This is a genomic window from Rhizobium sp. 01N447_2, assembly GCF_056399245.1.
Genome location: NZ_JBFTQY010000001.1, coordinates 194,787 through 213,739, shown reverse-complemented (window position 1 = coordinate 213,739; position 18,953 = coordinate 194,787). Strand labels below are relative to the sequence as shown.

Sequence of the window (18,953 nt, the reverse complement as noted above, 5' to 3'; positions counted from 1 at the left end):
CAATTTTAATTTGGTTTCAGGATGTTATGCCTGATTTAATCAATTCGTCGCTTGCGCCGGCGACAGTTTATGCATCGTTACTAAGCACTTGCAACAAGGGATTTGGACAAACGAAAAATTTGCGAAACCTTCATAATCAGGTGGGCCGAGGGGGTTGATTTCAATCGCTTTTCCCGATCAGATGGGTGGGATAGCGATAACGAAAAGCCGCTCCCTTTGTTCCGGAGCGGCTTTTTGTTCGGCTTTTCGCCGGGACCGATCGTCAGTTCGTCAGACGCGTCAGCTGCGCGGAGGCCTTCGCTCCGATCGCCTTGAAGGCGGCAAGCAGATCTTCCATCTTTTCCGCCTGGAAATAATGGGCGTCATCGGAGGCGCAATAATGCAGCAGCGCCTGTCCGCCGGAGGGTGCCATGAAGGCGATCGTATAGATTTCGATGCCCTTGGACTTTGCTGTGTCGCATGTCGTCTTGGTCAGTGTGTCGTATGAACGGCCGTTGCTGCTATCATTGTTATTGTCGCCGTCGGTCATGAAGACGATATACTTTTTCGGCACTTGCCCGGTTTTCTGCTTGTGGGCGGCGTCTTCGGCGTCGTTCCCAGCGGCGTTCTTAGCGGTCAAAGACGAGTAGGCCGTGTTCATTGCGCCGCTGGAATTTGTGCCGCCATTTGCCTGAAGTGCGTTGACATAGCTTGAGACACCGACAGTCCCCCAGGCGAGACTGCTAGCTGGGTATTCAACGATATCGTAGGATACCGCGCCTGTGCGCACATATTCTGCGTTGGGATCCGCGCTATTGAGTTGACCAAAAAGATTGCCGGCAGCGAGCTTCAGCGCCTCTATCTTGGTGTAGTAATTTGTGCGGCTGCCGGTGCATTTGTCGTAAACCCACTTATTATTCTTGCTGTTGTAGTGGAGGTTGCAGTCATAGGTAAAGGATTCGGTCGGATCATCTGCGTTAACGGTTGCGGTAGGGTCTCCCATCGACCCTGATTTATCGAGGGCGAGATACATCGAGATGGAGCCCTGGGTTTGCGAATGGCCGCTAACCGTCGTGCCCGACGTCGAAAGATGTTGCGTGCTGAAGCCGACCGCCTGCATGAGCGGGTTAACCGCTAGGTCATAACTCGGTGAAACAGTTACCTGGTAGGATGTCGACTTTCCCGATGTCGTTGCCCGGACATCGACGCCTGTCGTGCTTTTGATATCGACGCTGCTCTGCATGTAATTCGCCATTTGCCCGGCGACGAAATCCCGCGCGAAGGCCTCTGCCTGCGAGGTTTGGATCGTGCCGTTTGCCAGCGCGGTCGCGGTTGCCAGCGCGGCCGAATCGGCTGCTTCCTGCAACTGCTGCTTCGAGAGCAATATGTCGCCCACCTGGATCGCCATGCCGGCCGCCCCGAAAAGGACGGGCAGCAGGATCGCCGTCATGATTCCGAAATTACCGCCACGGTCGCCAAGCATGCGACGTAGGCAGGGAGTCTGTAGAAAGGAGGTGCTCATCATGTTCACCCGTATATGGAGGCCCTGTGGGGTGATATTAGGCACGCTCCTCCTTTCCGCTGTCCTTACGGCGTCAATACAATTTTAACGAATCGTCGGATTTTTCCAGTTTTGGGATTATTTCAGCGGAATGACGTCGACCGCCTGGACGGCGCGGTGGCCGCCATAACTCTTCAAGACACCGATGACGGGGACGACATCGGAATAGTCCCGGCCGTAGGCGACGACGATGTGGTCCATGCCGGCGGGAATGTTGTTGGTCGGGTCCAGTTCGATCCAGCCGATCGTCTCGCCGCACCAGATGCGCACCCAGGCATGCATGGCGTCCGCCCCTTCCAGCCGTTCCTTGCCTGGTGGCGGGATGGTGCGCAGGAAGCCGGAGACGTAGCCGGCCGGAATGCCGAGGCTTCTGAGAGCCTGGATCATCACATGGGTGAAATCCTGGCAGACGCCGCGCTTCAGCTTGAACGCCTCKATCGGCGTGGTGTCGACCGTCGTCGCCTCCGGGTCGTAGGTGAAATCCTTGTTGATGCGGGCGCAGAGCGCATGAGCGATCTGGATGGCCGTCAGATCAGGCGTGGCGCAGCTTCGCGCATAGTCGGCGATCTCGCGCGCTTCGGTGAGGCGCGGGCTGTCCCCGAGGAAGTGGTGCGGCGAATCCGGCGCCAGCGACCACATGCCTGATATCTCCTCCGGCAGGTCGGCAAGCAGCGGCGAGAAATCGGCGGCGATCGGCTGGCTTTCCACCTGCACGCGGGCCTGCATACGAATGTCAAGCGTCTCGTGCGGCGCGCGCAGCAGGAAGGAGGTGGTGGGGTGATGGAAGAAATCGACGAAATGCGACTGCTCGTCCGGCGAGGGCGAAATGGTGATCGAGCCGGCGATCAGCCGCTGCCGATTGGTGAGCGACAGGGGCATCAGGCGCATGATGTGGCGGGCGCCGGAGGCTGGCGCGTCGTAGCTGTAACCCATGTGCAGCGAGAGATCGTAGAGCATCGCCGTCACCCGAGATAAGTCTGGGCGAGCAGATCGGAAAGCTGCTCCAATTCGCGCTCGAGCCGTTGATAGACCTCGACCCCCATGCCCTCCGGAGTCATCACCGCCAGGCCGGAATGGAGCCGCATCGCCTCGCGGTAGAAGGGCGACATCTGGCCGTTGATCATGGCATTCGGCAGTTGTTCGACTTCGTGATGGATCTCGTTCACCTGGAAGAGGACCGAACGCGGGTTGAGCGGGTCGAGCGCCAAGAGGTCGGTGACAGTCAGCCGAGCGGTGTTGACGTTATAGCGGCGGCGATGGGTCATGACGCTGTCGCCGATCTCTAGCAGCATGTCGAGCGCGCCGTCAGGCGCTTCCGGGCCTGACATGTGGCCGAGCAGGCGCGTCATGTGCAGGCCGCGTTCGATATAACGGCCGAGCGAAAGGAACCGCCAGCCGGTGAAGCGGTACATGTTTTCGTGCATGAGACCGGCGAAGCCTGCAAGCTTCCGCAAGAGGATTGTCATCGCGTGGCTGGCATCGTCGCCGGCAGCGACGGTGACGTGGAAGCGGCGGGCGGTCTTGGCGAGATCGTTGAGCGCCAGCCAGCCGTCCGGCGAGAAACGGTCGCGGATGTTGCTGGCCGAATAAACAGCGCTGTCGATGTTGCGCAGCAGCGTTTCCGGCACGGCGTCGGCGGTATCGATATCGACGGCCGTGAGATAGTCGGAGACGTCGGCGAGCAGCGGCTGGCTCGGATCGGCGGCTTCGGCGAAACGCGCATGCCAGGCGCGCAGGATGCGTAGCGCCCCTTCGGCGCGCTCGATGTAGCGGCCGAGCCAGAACAGGTTGTCGGCAGCCCGACTCGGCAGGCTGCCCGGCATGTTGCGGGTGAAGCTGCCTTCGGCGGGCAGCAGCGTGTGGCGCTCGACCGGTTTGTCGCTGACGATCCAGACATCGGCGGCCGCACCACCGGACTGCATGGCGATCGCCGCAACATCGGCGCCGGAGCCGATGCGGGCAAAACCGCCGGGCATGATCTGCCAGCCGTTTGCGGTGCGCGCGGCGAATACGCGCAGCGACATCGGCCGCGGCACGAGCTTGCCGTCCACCCAGGCGGGTGTGGTCGACAGCGTGACGACCTCCTGGCCGACGAGCTTCGGGCCGTCCGAACTCAGCCAGTCGGTTATCGAATCCTTGGCAGCCGCGCGCAGCGATGAGCCGAGCACGGATTCGCCGTTATCGTCGAAGAAGGGAGCACGGGAATAGGCCGGGCCGATGACCATCTTTTCGATGTTTTTTGCCACGTGCTCGCGCTCTTCCTCCTGACCGCACCACCAGGTAGCGATCGAGGGCAAATGCAGATCCTCGCCAAGCAGATGGTGACAGATGGTCGGCATGAAGGCGAGAAGCGCCCGGGTTTCAAGAATGCCGGTGCCGAGCGCATTGACGATGGTGAGGCTTTCGGCGCGCAGCGCTTCCACGAGGCCGGGCGTGCCGATATGCGAATTTTGGTTCAACTCCAGCGGGTCGGCAAAAGCTGAATCGAGACGGCGCCAGAGCACGCCGATCGGCTTCAAGCCGGCGACGGTGCGCACCATGACACGGCCCTTGACGACGGTCAGATCTTCGCCCTCGAGCAGCATGAAGCCGAGATAGCGGGCGATGTAGGCGTGTTCGTAGTAGGTCTCGTTGGCGGGGCCGGGTGTCAGCACGGCGATGCGGTCGTCGCCCGAATGTTTCATGCCCTGTAGCGCGTCGCGGAAGGCGCCGAAGAAGGAGGCGAGGCGATGGACCGGGGTTTCAGCATAGATATCCGAGAAGGCACGAGTCGTCGCGACGCGGCTTTCCAGCGCGAAACCAGCGCCTGAGGGAGCCTGCGTCCTGTCGGCGAGCACCCACCAGTTGCCGTCGGGCCCGCGGCCGATCTCGAAGGCGCAGAAATGCAGATAATGGCCGGATGCCGGCTTGATGCCGGCGAGCGGGCGCTGGAATTCGGGATTGGCGGCGATCAGTGCCGGTGGGAGGAAACCTTCCTCCACCAGCCGGTTGTCGCCGTAGATATCGGCGATGATCGCTTCCAGCAGGTCGGCGCGCTGGACGAGGCCCGCCGACAGCGTCTGCCATTCGCGCTCGTCGATCAGCACCGGGATATGCGAGATCGGCCAGGCTCGCTCGCCGGTGCCCTTGCTGCCATAGGCGCGATAGAAGACGCCGGCATCACGGAGGTAGCGGTCGGCGCGGGCGAAACGCTCGGCGAGATCCTTTTCCGGCATTGCGCTCAGATGCGAGAGGAAATTCTGCCAGACGGGGCGGACGACGCCGTCGTTGTCGACCATCTCATCGGCGGTATCGGGCAGCGGCGCATAGTCGAAGGCCGCATTCTTGGCGATGCGGTCCTCTGCCTCTTCCTTGCGCTCCACTGCCGGCTTCTTGCCCATCAAAACTTAAGCCTCAAACCCTCGGCCTCAAACCCCGGCGGGCCGCCTCAGATCCAGCGTCAGCGGAAATTCCGGCGAACCCGTCTCGACGCGCGGAATGTATCCGCCCGCCGTATGCCCCCACGGCTCGAACCGGGTGAGCCGTCTTGCTTCCGCCTCGTTACCGTTGACCGGGAAGGTGTCATAGGTCCGGCCACCCGGATGGGCAACATGATAGATGCAGCCGCCGATCGAACGTTTCGACCATGTATCATAAATGTCAAAAGTCAAAGGTGTGTTGATCGGCAGGACGGGATGCAGACCCGAGGCCGGCTGCCACGCCTTGTAACGGACACCGGCGACCGACACGCCCGACGTACCTGTCGGCGTCAGCGGCAGGGTGCGGCCATTGCAGGTGACGGTATAACGCGAGGCATTGTCGGTTTCGAGCCGCACCTGCAGGCGTTCGACGGAGCTGTCGACGTAACGGGCGGTGCCGCCCGGCGCGCCTTCCTCGCCCATGACATGCCAGGGCTCCAGCGCCTGGCGCAGTTCCAGCTTCGAGCCCTCGTATTCGACCTCGCCGCAGAAGGGGAAGCGGAATTCGAGCTGGGCCTTGAACCATTCCGGGCTGACGTCGAAGCCGTTTTCGCGAAGATCGGCAAGCACGTCGAGGAAGTCGGCCCAGACGAAATGTGGCAGCATGAAACGGTCGTGCAGGGTCGTGCCCCAGCGGACGAACTTGCCGTCGACGGGATTGACCCAGAAGCGGGCGATCAGCGCGCGCACCAGCAATTGCTGGGCAAGCGACATGCGCGCGTTCGGCGGCATCTCGAAACCGCGGAACTCGATGAGGCCGAGCCGTCCTGTCGGGCCGTCGGGCGAGAACAGCTTGTCGATGCAGAWCTCGGCGCGGTGGGTGTTGCCGGTGACGTCGGTCAGAAGATTGCGGAACAGGCGGTCGACGAGCCAGGGCAGCGGCTGCTGGCCACGGCCGGGGGCTCCGATCTGCGCCATGGCGATCTCCAGCTCGTAGAGGCTGTCGTGACGAGCCTCGTCGATACGCGGCGCCTGGCTGGTCGGGCCGATGAACATGCCGGAGAAGAGGTAGGAGAGCGAGGGGTGACGCTGCCAGTGGAGGACGACGCTCTTTAAGAGATCGGGACGGCGCAGGAAGGGGCTGTTGTTCGGATTGGCGCTGCCGACGACGACATGGTTGCCGCCGCCGGTACCGGTATGGCGACCATCGATCATGAACTTGTCGGCGCCGAGCCGGGTGGCGCGCGCCTCCTCGTAGATCGCCGTGGTGATGTCGACGCAGTCCTTCCAGTTGGAGGCCGGATGGATATTGACCTCGATGACACCGGGATCCGGGGCGACGCGGATGACGTTGATGCGCTCGTCCTGCGGTGGCGGGTAACCTTCGATATGGACGGGAAGCTTAAGTTCGGCTGCGGCGTTTTCGGCGGCGGCGATCAGCTCGAGATAATCCTCGATGCGCTCGACCGGCGGCATGAAGATGCAGAGCCTGCCGTCGCGCGGCTCGACCGACATGGCGGTGCGCACAGCGCCGCGGAGCTCGCCGAGCGTCTGTTCGACCCGGCCGCGATTGCTCTCGTCGGCATGGAAAGAGGCTTCCGGCATGGCCCGGCCAGCCGGTACGAAGACATCAGGTAGCGGTTCGCGTGGGATCGTCGGATCGGCCGGGTGGATATAGGGGTAACGCGCCGGGGGAACATAGGGCAGTGTGCCGAGCGGCAGACGGTAACCGATCGGACTGTCGCCCGGGACGAGGAAGATTTTGCCGCGTCGGGTGCGCCATTTCTCGCTGACCCAGACTCGGCTTTGCGCTGCCTTGGCATTCCAAGCCTGAACCGGAAGGATGTAACCGGTCGGGGTGGTGAGGCCGCGGGCGAAGACGCGGGCGATGCGGTTGCGTTCCTCGGGATCCTTCAGCTTCGAATTCGCCGGGTCGACGTTTTCGGGAAGGCTGCCTTCCTTGATGATCCAGTCAGCGGGATCCTCATAGGCCGGCTGCACCATATCAGGCTTGATCGCCAGCTCCTTTGCGATTGCCGTCAGGAGCTTTTCGGCATCCTCGGCTTTGACGCCGGTATCCTTGCCTTCGGCGGCGACCAGATCGAGGTTCTGCCAGACCGGCTTGCCGTCGCGGCGCCAGTAAAGCGAGAAGGTCCAGCGCGGCAAGCTTTCGCCCGGATACCATTTGCCCTGGCCATAATGCAGGAAACCGCCAGGGGCGAAGCGTTCGTGCAGCTTGCGGATCAGGATGTCGGCCTTTTCGCGCTTGGTCGGGCCGACGGCGGCGGTGTTCCACTCCTCGGACTGGAAATCGTCGATCGAAACGAAGGTCGGCTCGCCGCCCATCGTCAGATGCACGTCCTCGGCTTCGAGGACGCGGTCGACCTTCTCGCCGAGTTCGTTGAGTTCCTCCCAGCTTTCATCGGAGAAGGGCTTGGTGATGCGCGGGTGTTCGGCGACGCGCGAGACCTTCATGTCGAAGGCGAATTCGGTTTCGGCCTCGCCGAAATAACCGCCGGAAATCGGTGCGGCGTTGCGGTAATGCGGCGTTGCGGCAAGCGGGATATGGCTTTCGCCGGTCAGCAGGCCGGACGTCGGATCGAGGCCAACCCAGCCGGCGCCGGGCAGATAGACCTCTGCCCAGGCATGCAGGTCGGTGAAATCGACTTCGGTGCCGGAGGGGCCGTCGAGCGCCTTCAGGTCCGGCGTCAGCTGGATGAGGTAACCGGAGACGAAGCGGGCGGCAAGGCCGAGATGGCGAAGGATCTGGACGAGCAGCCAGCTGGTGTCGCGGCAAGAGCCTTTGGCGGTTTCCAGCGTTTCTTCCGGCGTCTGCACGCCGGTTTCCATGCGGATGACATAGCCGATCTGCCGCTGCAGACGGGCATTCAGGCCGACGATCATATCGACCGTCGGCTGGTCGGGCGACCAGTCGAGCGTCGGCAGCAGCGCCTTCAAGCGCGGACCGGCCGGCTCCGGCGTCATGTAGATCGACAGATCCTCCTGGATCGTTTCAGGGTATCCGAAGGGCCACTTGGTCGCCTCTTCCTCGACGAAGAAGTCGAAGGGATTGTAGACCGTCATGTCGGCGACGAGATCGACCTCGATCTTGAACTCCGTCACCGGGTCCGGGAAGACGTAGCGGGCAAGGTAGTTGCCGTAAGGATCCTGCTGCAGGTTGACGAAATGGTTGGAGGGCGTGACCTTCAGCGAGTGGCTGAGCACCCGTGTCTTCGAATGCGAGGCAGGTTTCAGTCTGATGATCTGTGGGCCGAGACRGATCGGCTTGTCATAGGTGTAGTGCGTCAGATGATAGATACTGGCTTTGATCGACATATTTCTTTTTATCCGGCGCGCATCGTCGTGCGGCTTGCTGTTCCCAAAAAGCACTGTGTGCAATGCAGCGAAAGAAAGCAAGGTGGAAGGTCAAGGGGCCGACGGCTTTACGCCGCCTTGGTAAATGTGACGGCAGCCTTCAGGCCCCTGCCGTCCTTGCCCGGCTCCAGCGTCAGGGCGGCGTTGAAAAGATTGGCGATTTCATCGACGATCGGCAGGCCGAGGCCGGCACCCGGCGCACCTGTCTCATTGCCGCGCGAAAAACGTCCACGCACCGCCGCCAGCTTTTCTCGCGGAATGCCGGGGCCGTTGTCCTCGACTTCGAGGCGGATCGTCTCTGATGCGGCGATGATGCGGACGGTGACCTCAGCTCCCTTGCCGGCATAAGCGATGGCATTGCCGGCAAGGTTGCGCAGCATTTCGCCGATCAGCAGCGGCTCGGCGCGGACCATTGCCGGGCTTTCGCCCTCAAATCCGAGATCAATGCCGGCGACGGCGGCCGTCGGGATCTGCTCGCCGGTGATTTCTTGAGCGATGGCGGCAAGATCGATGGCGGAGGCGGTCAGCGCCTCCTTGGCGGTGGCGGCGTCGATCTTCGCCATCAGGAGAAGCTGGGCAAGGATGCGCTCGGCATGCGCCACGGCCTGATCGCCCTTCAGCGCTGCGGCCTGCGCCTCATTAAGCGAGCCGGCGCGGGCGGACAGGGCAAGCTGGGTACGGATGATCGCCAGCGGTGTGCGCAGCTGATGGCTGGCATTGCCGGTGAAATGGCGCAGCGCATCGAGCGCCGACTGCAGGCGGACCATAAAGGAATTCACCGTTTCGACCAGCGGCTCGACCTCGCTCGGTACGGTCTGCTTGATCGGATGCAGGTCATCGGGGCTGCGTTCGCCGATGGCGTCGCCGAGCTTGTAGAGCGGGCGGAGCGCCACCGTGACCGAGATCCAGACGATGACGGCCGCGCCCGCGATCATGAAGGCGAGGCGGAGTGCGGAGCGGACGAGAATCGCCTGCGCCAACTGCCGGCGGGCGATAGTGGTTTCGGCGACCGTCACGACAAAGGGCACGGACCGGATGCCCGTCGAGGCCGAGCGTTCGAGCGTGGCGATGCGGATCGGCTCGTCGCGGAAGGTATCGTCGGCGAAGGCGGCCGCATCGCCCGGCGTCTTCTTCAGGACCGGCAAGGACTGGTAGCCGGTGATGAATTGGCCCGGCGGGCCGTCGACGCGGTAGAAGACTCGATCCTGCGCGGCCGAGGTCAGCATCTCAAGTGCGACATAGGGGATATCGACCTGCAGCGTGCCGTCCTCGGCGACGACGACGCGTTCGGCGATCGCCAACGCGGAGCCGGCAAGCACGCGGTCGGAGACGATGTTCGATGTCTGGACCGCCTCGCGATAGGTATCGGCGAGTGCCAGCGTGCCGATGACGGCTGTGGAGACGAGCAGCCAGAAGAGCAGCCGGCGTCTGAGGGAATAGGCGGCTTTCATGAGGCCTCGGGCAGCTTGTCGAGATAATAGCCGATGCCGCGGGCAGTCTTCACAGTCAGGCCGTGCGGCGAGAGGCGCTTTCGCAGGCGGCTGACATATTGCTCGATGGCGTTTGCGGAAATGTCGTCGTCGAAGGCCGTCAGCGATTGAATGATCGCCTCCTTGGCGACGACCTTGCCGGCCCGCATGAACAGAATTTCGAGCAGGCCGAGTTCGCGGGCGGGAATATCGAGGGGCGTGGCGCCCGATGAAAAGGTGCGGGAATTGAGATCGAAGGAGATGCCGCCGAAGCTGACCATCGCCGAACGCAGGCCGGCCTGGCGACGCAGCAGCACGCGCACACGGGCCTCGAACTCGGCGATATCAAAGGGCTTGATCAGATAATCGTCGGCGCCGAGATCGAGCCCCTTCACGCGCTCTTCCGGCGTGCCGCGCGCGGTCAGGATGAGGACGGCCGCCTGGTTCTGCCGGGCGCGCATGGCGCGCAGCACGTCGAGTCCGTCCATCTCGGGCAGGTTGAGGTCGAGGATCACCAGATCGAAATTTTCTGCGGCGATGACCGCATTGGCAGACGCCCCGTCATGGACGACATCGACGGCATGGCCCGTGCCGCGCAAGATCGCCGACAGGCCGTCGGCCAGCGCGATATTGTCTTCGGTGAGCAGGATGCGCACGGATGTTTCCCCTGTTTTTCAAAGGAGATTACAGAGGTGAAGGAGGGATGTCACAGCGATTTTGAAATCTACGGTGCCGCGCGTCCTTCAGACGCGCAAAGGACGCTGTCATGCTTTGCACCTACGCATCGTGCTTTCCGAAAATCGATTCCGGTTTCGGGCCGAGGCGCTGGGTGAACGGCCGGGAAAGGCTCGATCTCAGCTTCCGGTTCTTTCGATCCGCTCGCGTTGCGTCATCGCGGCGGCGAGGAGTTTCCGGAAGCGGGGATCGCCGCGGATGTTGTCGAGGTCGGAATCGTTGTTAAACCATTTGATATGGTAGACGGAGCTGTTCGGCAGCAGCCTTTCAAGAAGGTCGATCGCCTGTTCGGCGTCGCCGAGGACGGAATAGACGCAGGCGAGATTATACTGCGCGACAATGTCATCAGGATCGATGGCGATCGCGCGGGCGGCCCAGTCGCGTGCCCTTGCCGCATCGCCGAGATGAGCTAGCGCCAGCGCGCCGCGATGGGCGGGGCCTGAATTTTCCGGATTGAGGTTCAGGGCGCGTTCGGCGCGTAGCAGGCCGAGGCGCGCCCAGTTTTCCGTGTCCAACACACGGCCGAGCGAGCGGTAGGCGGACATCAGATGGATCGGTGAGACATAGTCATCCGGGCGGATTGCGGCGGCGCGGGTGAAATATTGAACGGATTCGGCAAAGTTGCCGCGCATGAAGAAGAACCGGGCATAGTGGAAATTCGCCTCGAAGAGGTTCGGGTCGAGCGCCAGGGCACGTTCGAAGGCCGCCGCCGCCCTATCATCATAGCCGCTCTGATGCAGGGCGAGGCCGTGAGACGCATGGGCTTCGGGAAGGTCAGGGTCGAGCGCCAGGGCGCGGGCGCTCATGTCGAGGATGCGCCTCAGCGGCACGTCATCAGCTGCCCAATCGCGGATCGCCGCGTCGCAATCGGCGATGCCGGCATAGGCGCGGGCATAGTCCGGGTCGAGCTCGACCGCCTTGCAGAACATCCGCCTTGCGAGCTGGAGATAGGACTTTGTCCAGGTGTGGGAGAGCTGGCGGCCCCTGAGATAATAGGTATAGGCCTCGACATTGGCGGTCGGTTCATTGGCGATCGCCTTCTTCTCTTCCGGCAACAGACGCACCTTCAACTGGCCGACGATCGCATGGGTGATCTCGTCCTGGATGGCGAAGATGTCGGTCAGGTCGCGGTCGTAACGCTCGGCCCAGAGATGGTCTCCATTGGCCGTGTCGATCAGCTGACCGGAGATGCGCACGCGATTGCCGACGATGCGCACACTTCCCTCAAGCACGTAGCGCACGCCAAGCTCCTGAGCGAGCCGCTTCACCTTTACCGATATGCCCTTGTAGGTGAAGATGGTGTTGCGCGGCACGACGTGCAGGCTGGAGATCTTCGAGAGATCGGTGATGATGTCTTCGGTAATGCCGTCGGAGAAATAATCCTGATCGGCATCGCCGCTCATGTTGGTGAAGGGCAGCACGGCAATGAAGCAGGTGTTGCGGTTCTGCGCGACCAATCTGGCGGAGGAGGGTGGCGCCAAGCTGACGGTATAGACCTGGACGGGTTGTCTGATGTTTTTCAGCATATGTTCGCCGATGAATTCGAAGCCGAGATTGAGGCGCGAGCCGACCTGGTCACGCACCGAGGCCGACACGGCGATGCCGCCCGGCGTTGCGATACGCTCAAGCCTGGCGGCGAGATTGACGCCATCTCCGAATATGTCGCCGTTCTCGACCACGACGTCGCCGAGATTGATGCCGATGCGGAATTCGACGCGCTCGTCCTTGGGCACGTTCTCGTTGCGGGCCGCCATGCTGCGCTGGATCTCGGCGGCGCAGGCGACCGCATTCACCACGCTCTGGAATTCGGCAAGGATGCCGTCGCCGGTGAGTTTGAAGATCCGGCCCTTGTAGTCTGAAATACGAATATCGACCAGCTCACAGCGATGGCGGTTCAACGCCTGCAACGTGCCGGATTCATCGATGCCCATCAGCCGGCTGTAGCCGACGACGTCTGCAGCAAGAATAGCGCTCAGTCGTCGTTCYATGACCCCTCCCATGGATCTTCCCAGTTTAGTCTAGCTTTTTATAGAGTTTTTGTCGCGTAGAGTCGTCCCCCGAATAATAAATTCGGGCGGTCTCGACGTTTTTAACGCGGCAGCGCGACCATATAACGTCGTCGATCTTCATCAATACTCTAAATGGGTGAAGGATGGCGGTCGTCCCTAATCCTTTGTGATGAAAATGGGATTCTAACCGGAGAAGGCGGCAGTGTTCTGCTTTGGCCGATGCTTCTGGAATCGGCATCATGAAACCGATCGCCGATGGATTTAGGGCTTGAGCCGGACCTAATGGCATAACTTAGAAGACGAATCGCGAGGGAAACAACACGGACGAAATGGTGATTTGCGCTTGCTTCAACCGTTGCCGTGAGACCGGCGCAGGTTATTGTGGCGACGTTTCATGCGCAAAAGAGGTTTTGGATGACAGCTTCGACCCGAAATTTTCTGGAGTTTCATAATATTCCGGAGGCCGGGCTTCGATCGATTGTCGCTCGCGCCGGCGAGCTCGCCGGCGCCTGGGATGAGCGTGCGATGCCGCAGAGCCTTGCGGGAAAACGCGTCGCGCTGATTGTCGACGACGGCGGCTGGCGCAATACGACCGCCTTCGATCTCGGCATCCAGGCGATGGGCGGCATCTGCGTGCATGTACCAATCAGCTTTAATACCAGGGAGGAAACCAGCGATCTTGCGGGTTATCTTGGAAACTGGTTCGACATGCTGGTGATCCGCACGAAGGAGCTTGCGACACTGAAGGCGGTCGCTGCTGTCTCGCCGGTGCCTGTCATCAACGCGCGGACGCGTTCCAACCACCCTTGCGAGACGCTCGGCGACCTTGCCTATATCAAGAGCCGGCGCGGCTCGATCGACGGGTTGAAGGTAGCCGGCGTGGCGGCGGACGCGAATATCTTCCGCTCCTGGGTCGAAGCGTCGATTGCGCTGCCGATCGAGGTGGTGCAGGTCTATCCCGAACGCTGGCATGTCCGAGACAGCGCGCTGCTCAATGGGCGCTTCCGCGCGAGCACCGACATGGGCGAGCTATCGGATGCCGACCTCGTAATCACCGATTCATGGCCTGGTGACGCCGCCTCGGACGCGCTGGCCGGCTACCGGATCGGAGCCGATGTGCTCGACCGTTTGCGGGAGGACGCGATCTTCCTGCCATGCCCGCCGGTTAAGCGCGGCCAGGAGGTGACGGCCGAGGCGATGGAGCATCCGCTCTGCCAAAGTCGCGCCGCCAAGGCCTTTCTGCTGCATGCGCAAAATGCACTGATGGAGTGGGTCGCCTCCTAGTTCCGGCCTTCGATCTCCACCGCGCAACACGTTCATGATAGAAGAGGCGAGGGATCGGGAGGTTTGGCAGATGGGAGAGTTGACGATCGAGCTCGCGAAAGGTCCGGTAGAGATCGCCGCAGTGCGGGATCTCTGCCGATCATTCCGGCAATGGCTCTATGACAATTATCCCCAGCATCGGCCGGTGATCGATCTCTATTACAATCCGCAAAAATTCGAGGCGCTGCTCATCGACCTGCCGCAGATTCACGCAAGGCCGAAGGGCGCGATCTTCCTGGCGCGGCTCGACGGAGAGCCTGTCGGCTGCGTCATGCATCACGAGCAGGCGCCTGACATTGCTGAGATGAAAAGGCTTTTCGTCTCGGCCGTCGCTCGCGGTCATGGTGTTGCCGTTGCGCTCTGCGAGGCATCGATCGCCCAGGCGAGAGCTGACGACTATCACTCGATGCGGCTTGACACCGGCATTTTTCAGACGGCAGCGCAGGGGCTCTATCGGCGCCTCGGCTTCCGGGAGCGGAATGCCTACTATCAGGTCCCGCCGGAGCTCGAACAGATCCTGCTCTTCTTCGAGCGGGAACTGTGATCCCGTCACGCACCGCGTGCCGCCTCGGTCGCGGCCTTGCTCCTCCCGGCGTGCTCAGGCATTGTTGCAGGATGAGGAGAGCTTTCATCTTGCTGCTGGCGTTCTGGCCGGGTTTTGCCTTGGCGGATCAGGCCTTCTATCCGGCAAAATCGGGCAACGCCGATGCGCCGGTGCTGACGGTTTATTCCTCGCTCGACGAACCGTTGGCGCGGCCGATGATCCGGGGTTTCCAGGAGGCCAATCCCGACGTTGCGGTCAAATATGAGGACATGCTGACCGGCGACATCTACGACCGGATCGTCCGGGAAACGGATGCCGGCAAGAAGACGGCGGACTTCGCCTTTTCCTCGGCGATGGACCTGCAGGTGAAGCTCTCCAACGACGGATATGCGCAGGTCAGCAACCTGCCGATGAGTGCGCCATGGCCGAAATGGGCGAACTGGCGTAACACCGCCTACGCGCTCACCTTCGAGCCGGCTGTGTTCGTCTATCACAAGCCGAGCTTCGCGCATGAGCCGGTGCCGAGCTCGCGGGCTGAATTCGTCGATTATCTGAAGCGCAAGGGCAACGACGTCCATGGGCGGATCGGTACCTACGATATCGAGCGCTCCGGCGTCGGCTTCCTTTTCATGGCGCGCGACCAGGAGCAGTTCGGCGACATCTGGTCGGTGATCGGGGCGATGGGGGCTGCCGGCGTCAAGCTTTATTCGACGAGTTCGGCGATCCTCGAACGCGTTGCCGACGGGCGCTTCGTGCTCGGCTACAATATTCTCGGCTCCTATGCGGCCGACTGGGCCTCGCGCTATCCCGACGTCGGCATCGTGCTGCCGAAGGATTATACGGTAGTGATGTCGCGGATCGGACTGGTGCCGCAGGCGGCCGCCGAGCCGGAGCTCGGGCGGCGTTACCTCACCTTCTTCATGTCGCGGGAAGGGCAGACGATCATGGCGCGCGAACTGCAGATTCCGGCCGTCAGCCCCGAAGTGGCGGGGGAGAATACCGCCAATACGCTGCAGGAACTGCTCGGTGCCCAACTGCGGCCGGTGCCGGTCAGCCCCGGGTTGATGGTCTATCTTGACCAGGTGAAGCGGGCGCGGCTGATCGCGCACTGGAACGAGGTTCTGCGGACGCAGTGAAGGCGCTTTCGGTGGGCTTCGCTCTCCTTAGAGAGCTTTGGGTCGCTGCGCCCGGAGTCTCGCCAGACAAAGCCCTGCAGCCGTACTTCGGCGGCGGGTAATGCACCTGCCATCGGCAGCGAAGAACCGGGATTTAGATTGGCGCCTGCCAATTACGGCAAAAAAGTGTCGTCTCCTTCTGGATATCTCGCCGATGTCAGCTAAATGACAGGTTGTTGTGGTCGCTTTGGCTACTTCTTCTCCGTGGAGGCGGAGAGTTGAAGCCTTGGGAGGTATTCCGCTCGTCATTCAGGACACGTGTGTCCGCTGGCCGGCCATTCCTCCCGATTCCCAGAGAACAACAGGTGGTTCGCTCAGCCGCCGACGGAGGACACATCGTGAAGCATACGTTCATCGCAACCCTTTTCGCAGCGACTATCGCGCTGCCGGCCTATGCGGCCGACTACACCATCATCGCGCCGGCCGCGCCCGGCGGCGGCTGGGACCAGACGGCCCGTTCGCTGCAGACCGCGCTGCAGCAGGAGAAGATCTCCGGCAACGTGCAGGTCCAGAATGTTCCCGGCGCGGGCGGCACCATCGGCCTTGCGCAGTTCAGCAGCCAGGCTGCCGGCAACCCGAATTCGCTGATCGTCGGCGGCTATGTCATGGTCGGCGCGATCCTCACCAACAAGTCGCCGGTGACACTGAAGGACGTCACGCCGATCGCCCGTCTGACCGGCGAGTATGAGGCCGTCGTCGTTCCCGCCGCGTCCGAGATCAAGACGATGGCCGATCTGGTCGCTGCGCTGAAGAAGGATCCGGGTGCGGTTTCCTGGGGCGGCGGCTCTGCCGGCGGCACCGACCACATCGCCGTCGGCCTGATCGCCAAGGCTTCGGGCGTAGATCCGACCAAGATCAACTATGTCGCCTTCTCCGGCGGCGGTGAAGCGCTCGCCGCCATTCTCGGCGGCCAGGTCACGGCCGGCGTCTCGAGCTATAGTGAGTTCGAATCGCAGGTGAAATCCGGCACGCTCCGTCTTCTCGCCGTATCCAGCGACAAGCGTATCGACGGCGTCGATGCCCCGACGCTGAAGGAAGCCGGCACCGACGTCACCATCCAGAACTGGCGCATGGTTGCCGCTGCTCCCGGCCTGTCGGCAGAGCAGGTGGCAAGCGTCACCGCCGATTTCGAGAAGCTGCACAGCTCCGCCACCTGGCAGGAAACTCTGAAGACCAAGGGCTGGGCCGACACCTATCTGTCCGGCGACGCCTTCAAGGCGCAGCTCGAGAAGGATGTCTCCGCCACTGAAGGCATTCTCAAAGATATYGGACTTGTTCAATGAGCGAGGATAACACCTCCTCGGCAACCGAGCGCCGCCCTGATTGGGCGGCGTTCATCATTGCCGTTTTCCTCTTCGTCGTCGCCGGCGTGATGGCCTGGGATGCCTTGCATCTGAAAACGATTGCGCAGTACGACCGCATCGGTCCTGCGACAGTGCCTCAAGTGGTGGCGTTCGGCCTCTTCTGTCTCGGGATCTGGACCGCCTTCGAAGCCTGGCGCGGCGATTTTCCCGAACGTGACCGGCAGGAAGTCGCACCCGTCATCTGGATCGTTGCCGGTCTTGCCGGCCAGATGCTGCTTTTGCGCGTCGCCGGCTTCTCGATCGCGACCGGCATCCTCTTCGCGCTGACGGCACGCGGCTTCGGCAAGCGTAAGCTCTGGATCTCGCTGCCGCTTGGCATCGTCCTCAGCTTCGTCGTCTGGGCGATCTTCTMGCAGCTGCTGCAACTGACGCTGCCGGCCGGCCCGCTCGAACATCTGTTCTTCTGACCGCGCGGACGCGCTGTCAGCTCTTTTGATTTTGCGCGGCGCCTGACCCCGAAATCGGATGGTCGGGAAGGCCGCTTGGGACACCAAGATGAGCACATTCGAATTCCTATGGCAGGGTATCCTGGTTGCGATGCAGCCGATGAACCTGGTTTATGCACTGGTCGGCGTGACGCTTGGCACCGCCGTCGGCGTGCTTCCCGGCATCGGCCCGGCACTCACCGTGGCGCTGCTGTTGCCCGTCACCTACAAGCTCGATCCCGGCGGCTCGCTGATCATGTTCGCCGGCATCTATTACGGCGGCATGTATGGCGGTTCGACGACCTCGATCCTGCTCAACACGCCGGGTGAAAGCGCCTCGATCGTCACCGCGCTCGAGGGCAACAAGATGGCGCGCGCTGGGCGCGGCGGACCGGCGCTGGCGACGGCGGCGATCGGCTCCTTCGTCGCCGGCCTGATCGCGACGCTCGGGCTTGCGTTCATCGCTCCCTATGTCGTCAAGCTGGCGCTGGTCTTCGGGCCGCGCGAATATTTCGCGCTGATGGTGCTCGCCTTCGTCACCGTCTCCTCGGCTTTCGGCGACTCCGCCTTGCGGGGCCTGACTTCGCTATTCATCGGCTTTGCGCTCGCGATGGTCGGCATCGACCAGCAGACAGGGCAGGCCAGGCTTTCCTTTGGCATTCCCGACCTGCTCGACGGTGTCGAGGTGACGACGCTTGCCGTGGCGATGTTTGCGATCGGCGAGACGCTTTATATCGCCGCACAGGGCAACCGGATCGCGGAGAAGGTCGAGGCGGTCAAGGGTTCGCTCTGGATGACCGCTGAGGACTGGGCGCGTTCGTGGAAGCCCTGGCTGCGCGGCACGCTGATCGGTTTCCCGATCGGCGCGATGCCGGCGGGCGGCGCCGAAATCGGCACCTTCCTCTCCTATGCGACCGAAAAGCGGCTGGCGAAGAACCCGGAAGAGTTTGGCCATGGCGCGATCGAAGGCGTGGCCGGTCCCGAGGCGGCGAACAACGCCTCGGCCGCCGGCACGCTGGTGCCGCTTCTGACACTCGGCCTGCCGACGACGGCGACGGCGGCGATCATGCTTGCCGGCTTCCAGCAATACGGCTTGCAGCCGGGGCCGCTGCTGTTTGCCACCAATCCGCAGCTCGTCTGGGGACTGATCGCCAGCCTGCTCATCGCCAATGCGATGCTTTTGGTGCTGAACCTGCCGATGATCGGGCTCTGGGTGCGGTTGCTGACCATTCCAAAGCCGTGGCTCTATGCCGGCATCCTGCTGTTTGCGACGCTTGGGACAATCGGCGCCAATCCATCCGTGTTCGAGCTCGGCATGCTGCTCACTTTTGGCCTGCTCGGCTATGTGATGCGGCTCTTTGGCTATCCGATCGCGCCTACCGTCGTCGGCCTGATCCTCGGGCCGCTTGCCGAACAGCAGCTGCGCCGGGCGCTGGCGATCAGCCAGGGCGATGTCACGACGCTGGTGATGTCGCCGATCGCCGCGGGTCTGCTCATCGTTGCCGCGGCCGCCTTCCTCATCCCGTTGATCCTGCGGCTTCGCGGCAGGGGACAGGTACTGTCGCAGCTGGCGGCAAACGAAGACTAAAATAAGAA

Annotated in this window: 13 protein-coding genes; 6 read left to right on the top strand and 7 right to left on the bottom strand. The window is 62.4% G+C overall.

Features of this window, described 5'->3' with window-relative positions:
- Positions 1-262: 262 nt before the first annotated feature.
- From AC1ECN_RS01000 to AC1ECN_RS00970, 7 genes are all read right to left on the bottom strand, one after another.
- On the bottom strand, positions 263-1,501 hold the full coding sequence (locus AC1ECN_RS01000; protein ID WP_024322321.1) for a pilus assembly protein: 1,239 nt from the start codon (positions 1,499-1,501) through the stop codon (positions 263-265).
- 117 nt (positions 1,502-1,618) lie between these two features.
- Positions 1,619-2,497 (bottom strand): transglutaminase family protein, encoded by an 879-nt coding sequence (locus AC1ECN_RS00995; protein WP_477951900.1) that lies wholly within the window; start codon positions 2,495-2,497, stop codon positions 1,619-1,621.
- Positions 2,498-2,502: 5 nt separating this feature from the next.
- A complete protein-coding gene (locus tag AC1ECN_RS00990; protein ID WP_130662234.1) occupies positions 2,503-4,920 on the bottom strand; it encodes a circularly permuted type 2 ATP-grasp protein in 2,418 nt (805 codons plus the stop codon).
- Between the two features lie 27 nt (positions 4,921-4,947).
- On the bottom strand, positions 4,948-8,274 hold the full coding sequence (locus tag AC1ECN_RS00985; protein ID WP_477951898.1) for a transglutaminase family protein: 3,327 nt from the start codon (positions 8,272-8,274) through the stop codon (positions 4,948-4,950).
- A gap of 107 nt (positions 8,275-8,381) precedes the next feature.
- Positions 8,382-9,764, bottom strand: a complete 1,383-nt coding sequence (locus AC1ECN_RS00980) for a sensor histidine kinase (RefSeq protein WP_130662232.1) — start codon at positions 9,762-9,764, stop codon at positions 8,382-8,384.
- Positions 9,761-10,438, bottom strand: coding sequence for a response regulator (locus tag AC1ECN_RS00975; RefSeq protein ID WP_130662231.1), 678 nt, complete (start codon positions 10,436-10,438; stop codon positions 9,761-9,763). The genes AC1ECN_RS00980 and AC1ECN_RS00975 overlap by 4 nt, the downstream gene beginning before the upstream one ends.
- A gap of 198 nt (positions 10,439-10,636) precedes the next feature.
- A complete protein-coding gene (locus AC1ECN_RS00970; RefSeq protein ID WP_130662230.1) occupies positions 10,637-12,505 on the bottom strand; it encodes an adenylate/guanylate cyclase domain-containing protein in 1,869 nt (622 codons plus the stop codon).
- Between the two features lie 435 nt (positions 12,506-12,940).
- Here AC1ECN_RS00970 and AC1ECN_RS00965 point away from each other — a divergent pair, with 435 nt between their 5' ends.
- From AC1ECN_RS00965 to AC1ECN_RS00940, 6 genes are all read left to right on the top strand, one after another.
- Positions 12,941-13,810, top strand: a complete 870-nt coding sequence (locus AC1ECN_RS00965; RefSeq protein ID WP_130662229.1) for an ornithine carbamoyltransferase — start codon at positions 12,941-12,943, stop codon at positions 13,808-13,810.
- Between the two features lie 70 nt (positions 13,811-13,880).
- The gene (locus AC1ECN_RS00960; protein ID WP_024322327.1) at positions 13,881-14,393 is read left to right on the top strand and encodes a GNAT family N-acetyltransferase; all 513 of its coding nucleotides are present in this window, start codon (positions 13,881-13,883) and stop codon (positions 14,391-14,393) included.
- An 89-nt stretch (positions 14,394-14,482) separates the two neighbouring features.
- A complete protein-coding gene (locus tag AC1ECN_RS00955) occupies positions 14,483-15,529 on the top strand; it encodes an ABC transporter substrate-binding protein (RefSeq protein ID WP_018072797.1) in 1,047 nt (348 codons plus the stop codon).
- 377 nt (positions 15,530-15,906) lie between these two features.
- The gene (locus AC1ECN_RS00950) at positions 15,907-16,851 is read left to right on the top strand and encodes a Bug family tripartite tricarboxylate transporter substrate binding protein (RefSeq protein WP_018483552.1); all 945 of its coding nucleotides are present in this window, start codon (positions 15,907-15,909) and stop codon (positions 16,849-16,851) included.
- Positions 16,848-17,339: a tripartite tricarboxylate transporter TctB family protein gene (locus tag AC1ECN_RS00945; RefSeq protein ID WP_477951893.1), complete on the top strand. Its 492-nt coding sequence runs from the start codon at positions 16,848-16,850 to the stop codon at positions 17,337-17,339. The genes AC1ECN_RS00950 and AC1ECN_RS00945 overlap by 4 nt, the downstream gene beginning before the upstream one ends.
- An 88-nt stretch (positions 17,340-17,427) precedes the next feature.
- Positions 17,428-18,945, top strand: a complete 1,518-nt coding sequence (locus AC1ECN_RS00940) for a tripartite tricarboxylate transporter permease (protein ID WP_024322328.1) — start codon at positions 17,428-17,430, stop codon at positions 18,943-18,945.
- The last annotated feature ends 8 nt before the right edge of the window (positions 18,946-18,953 follow it).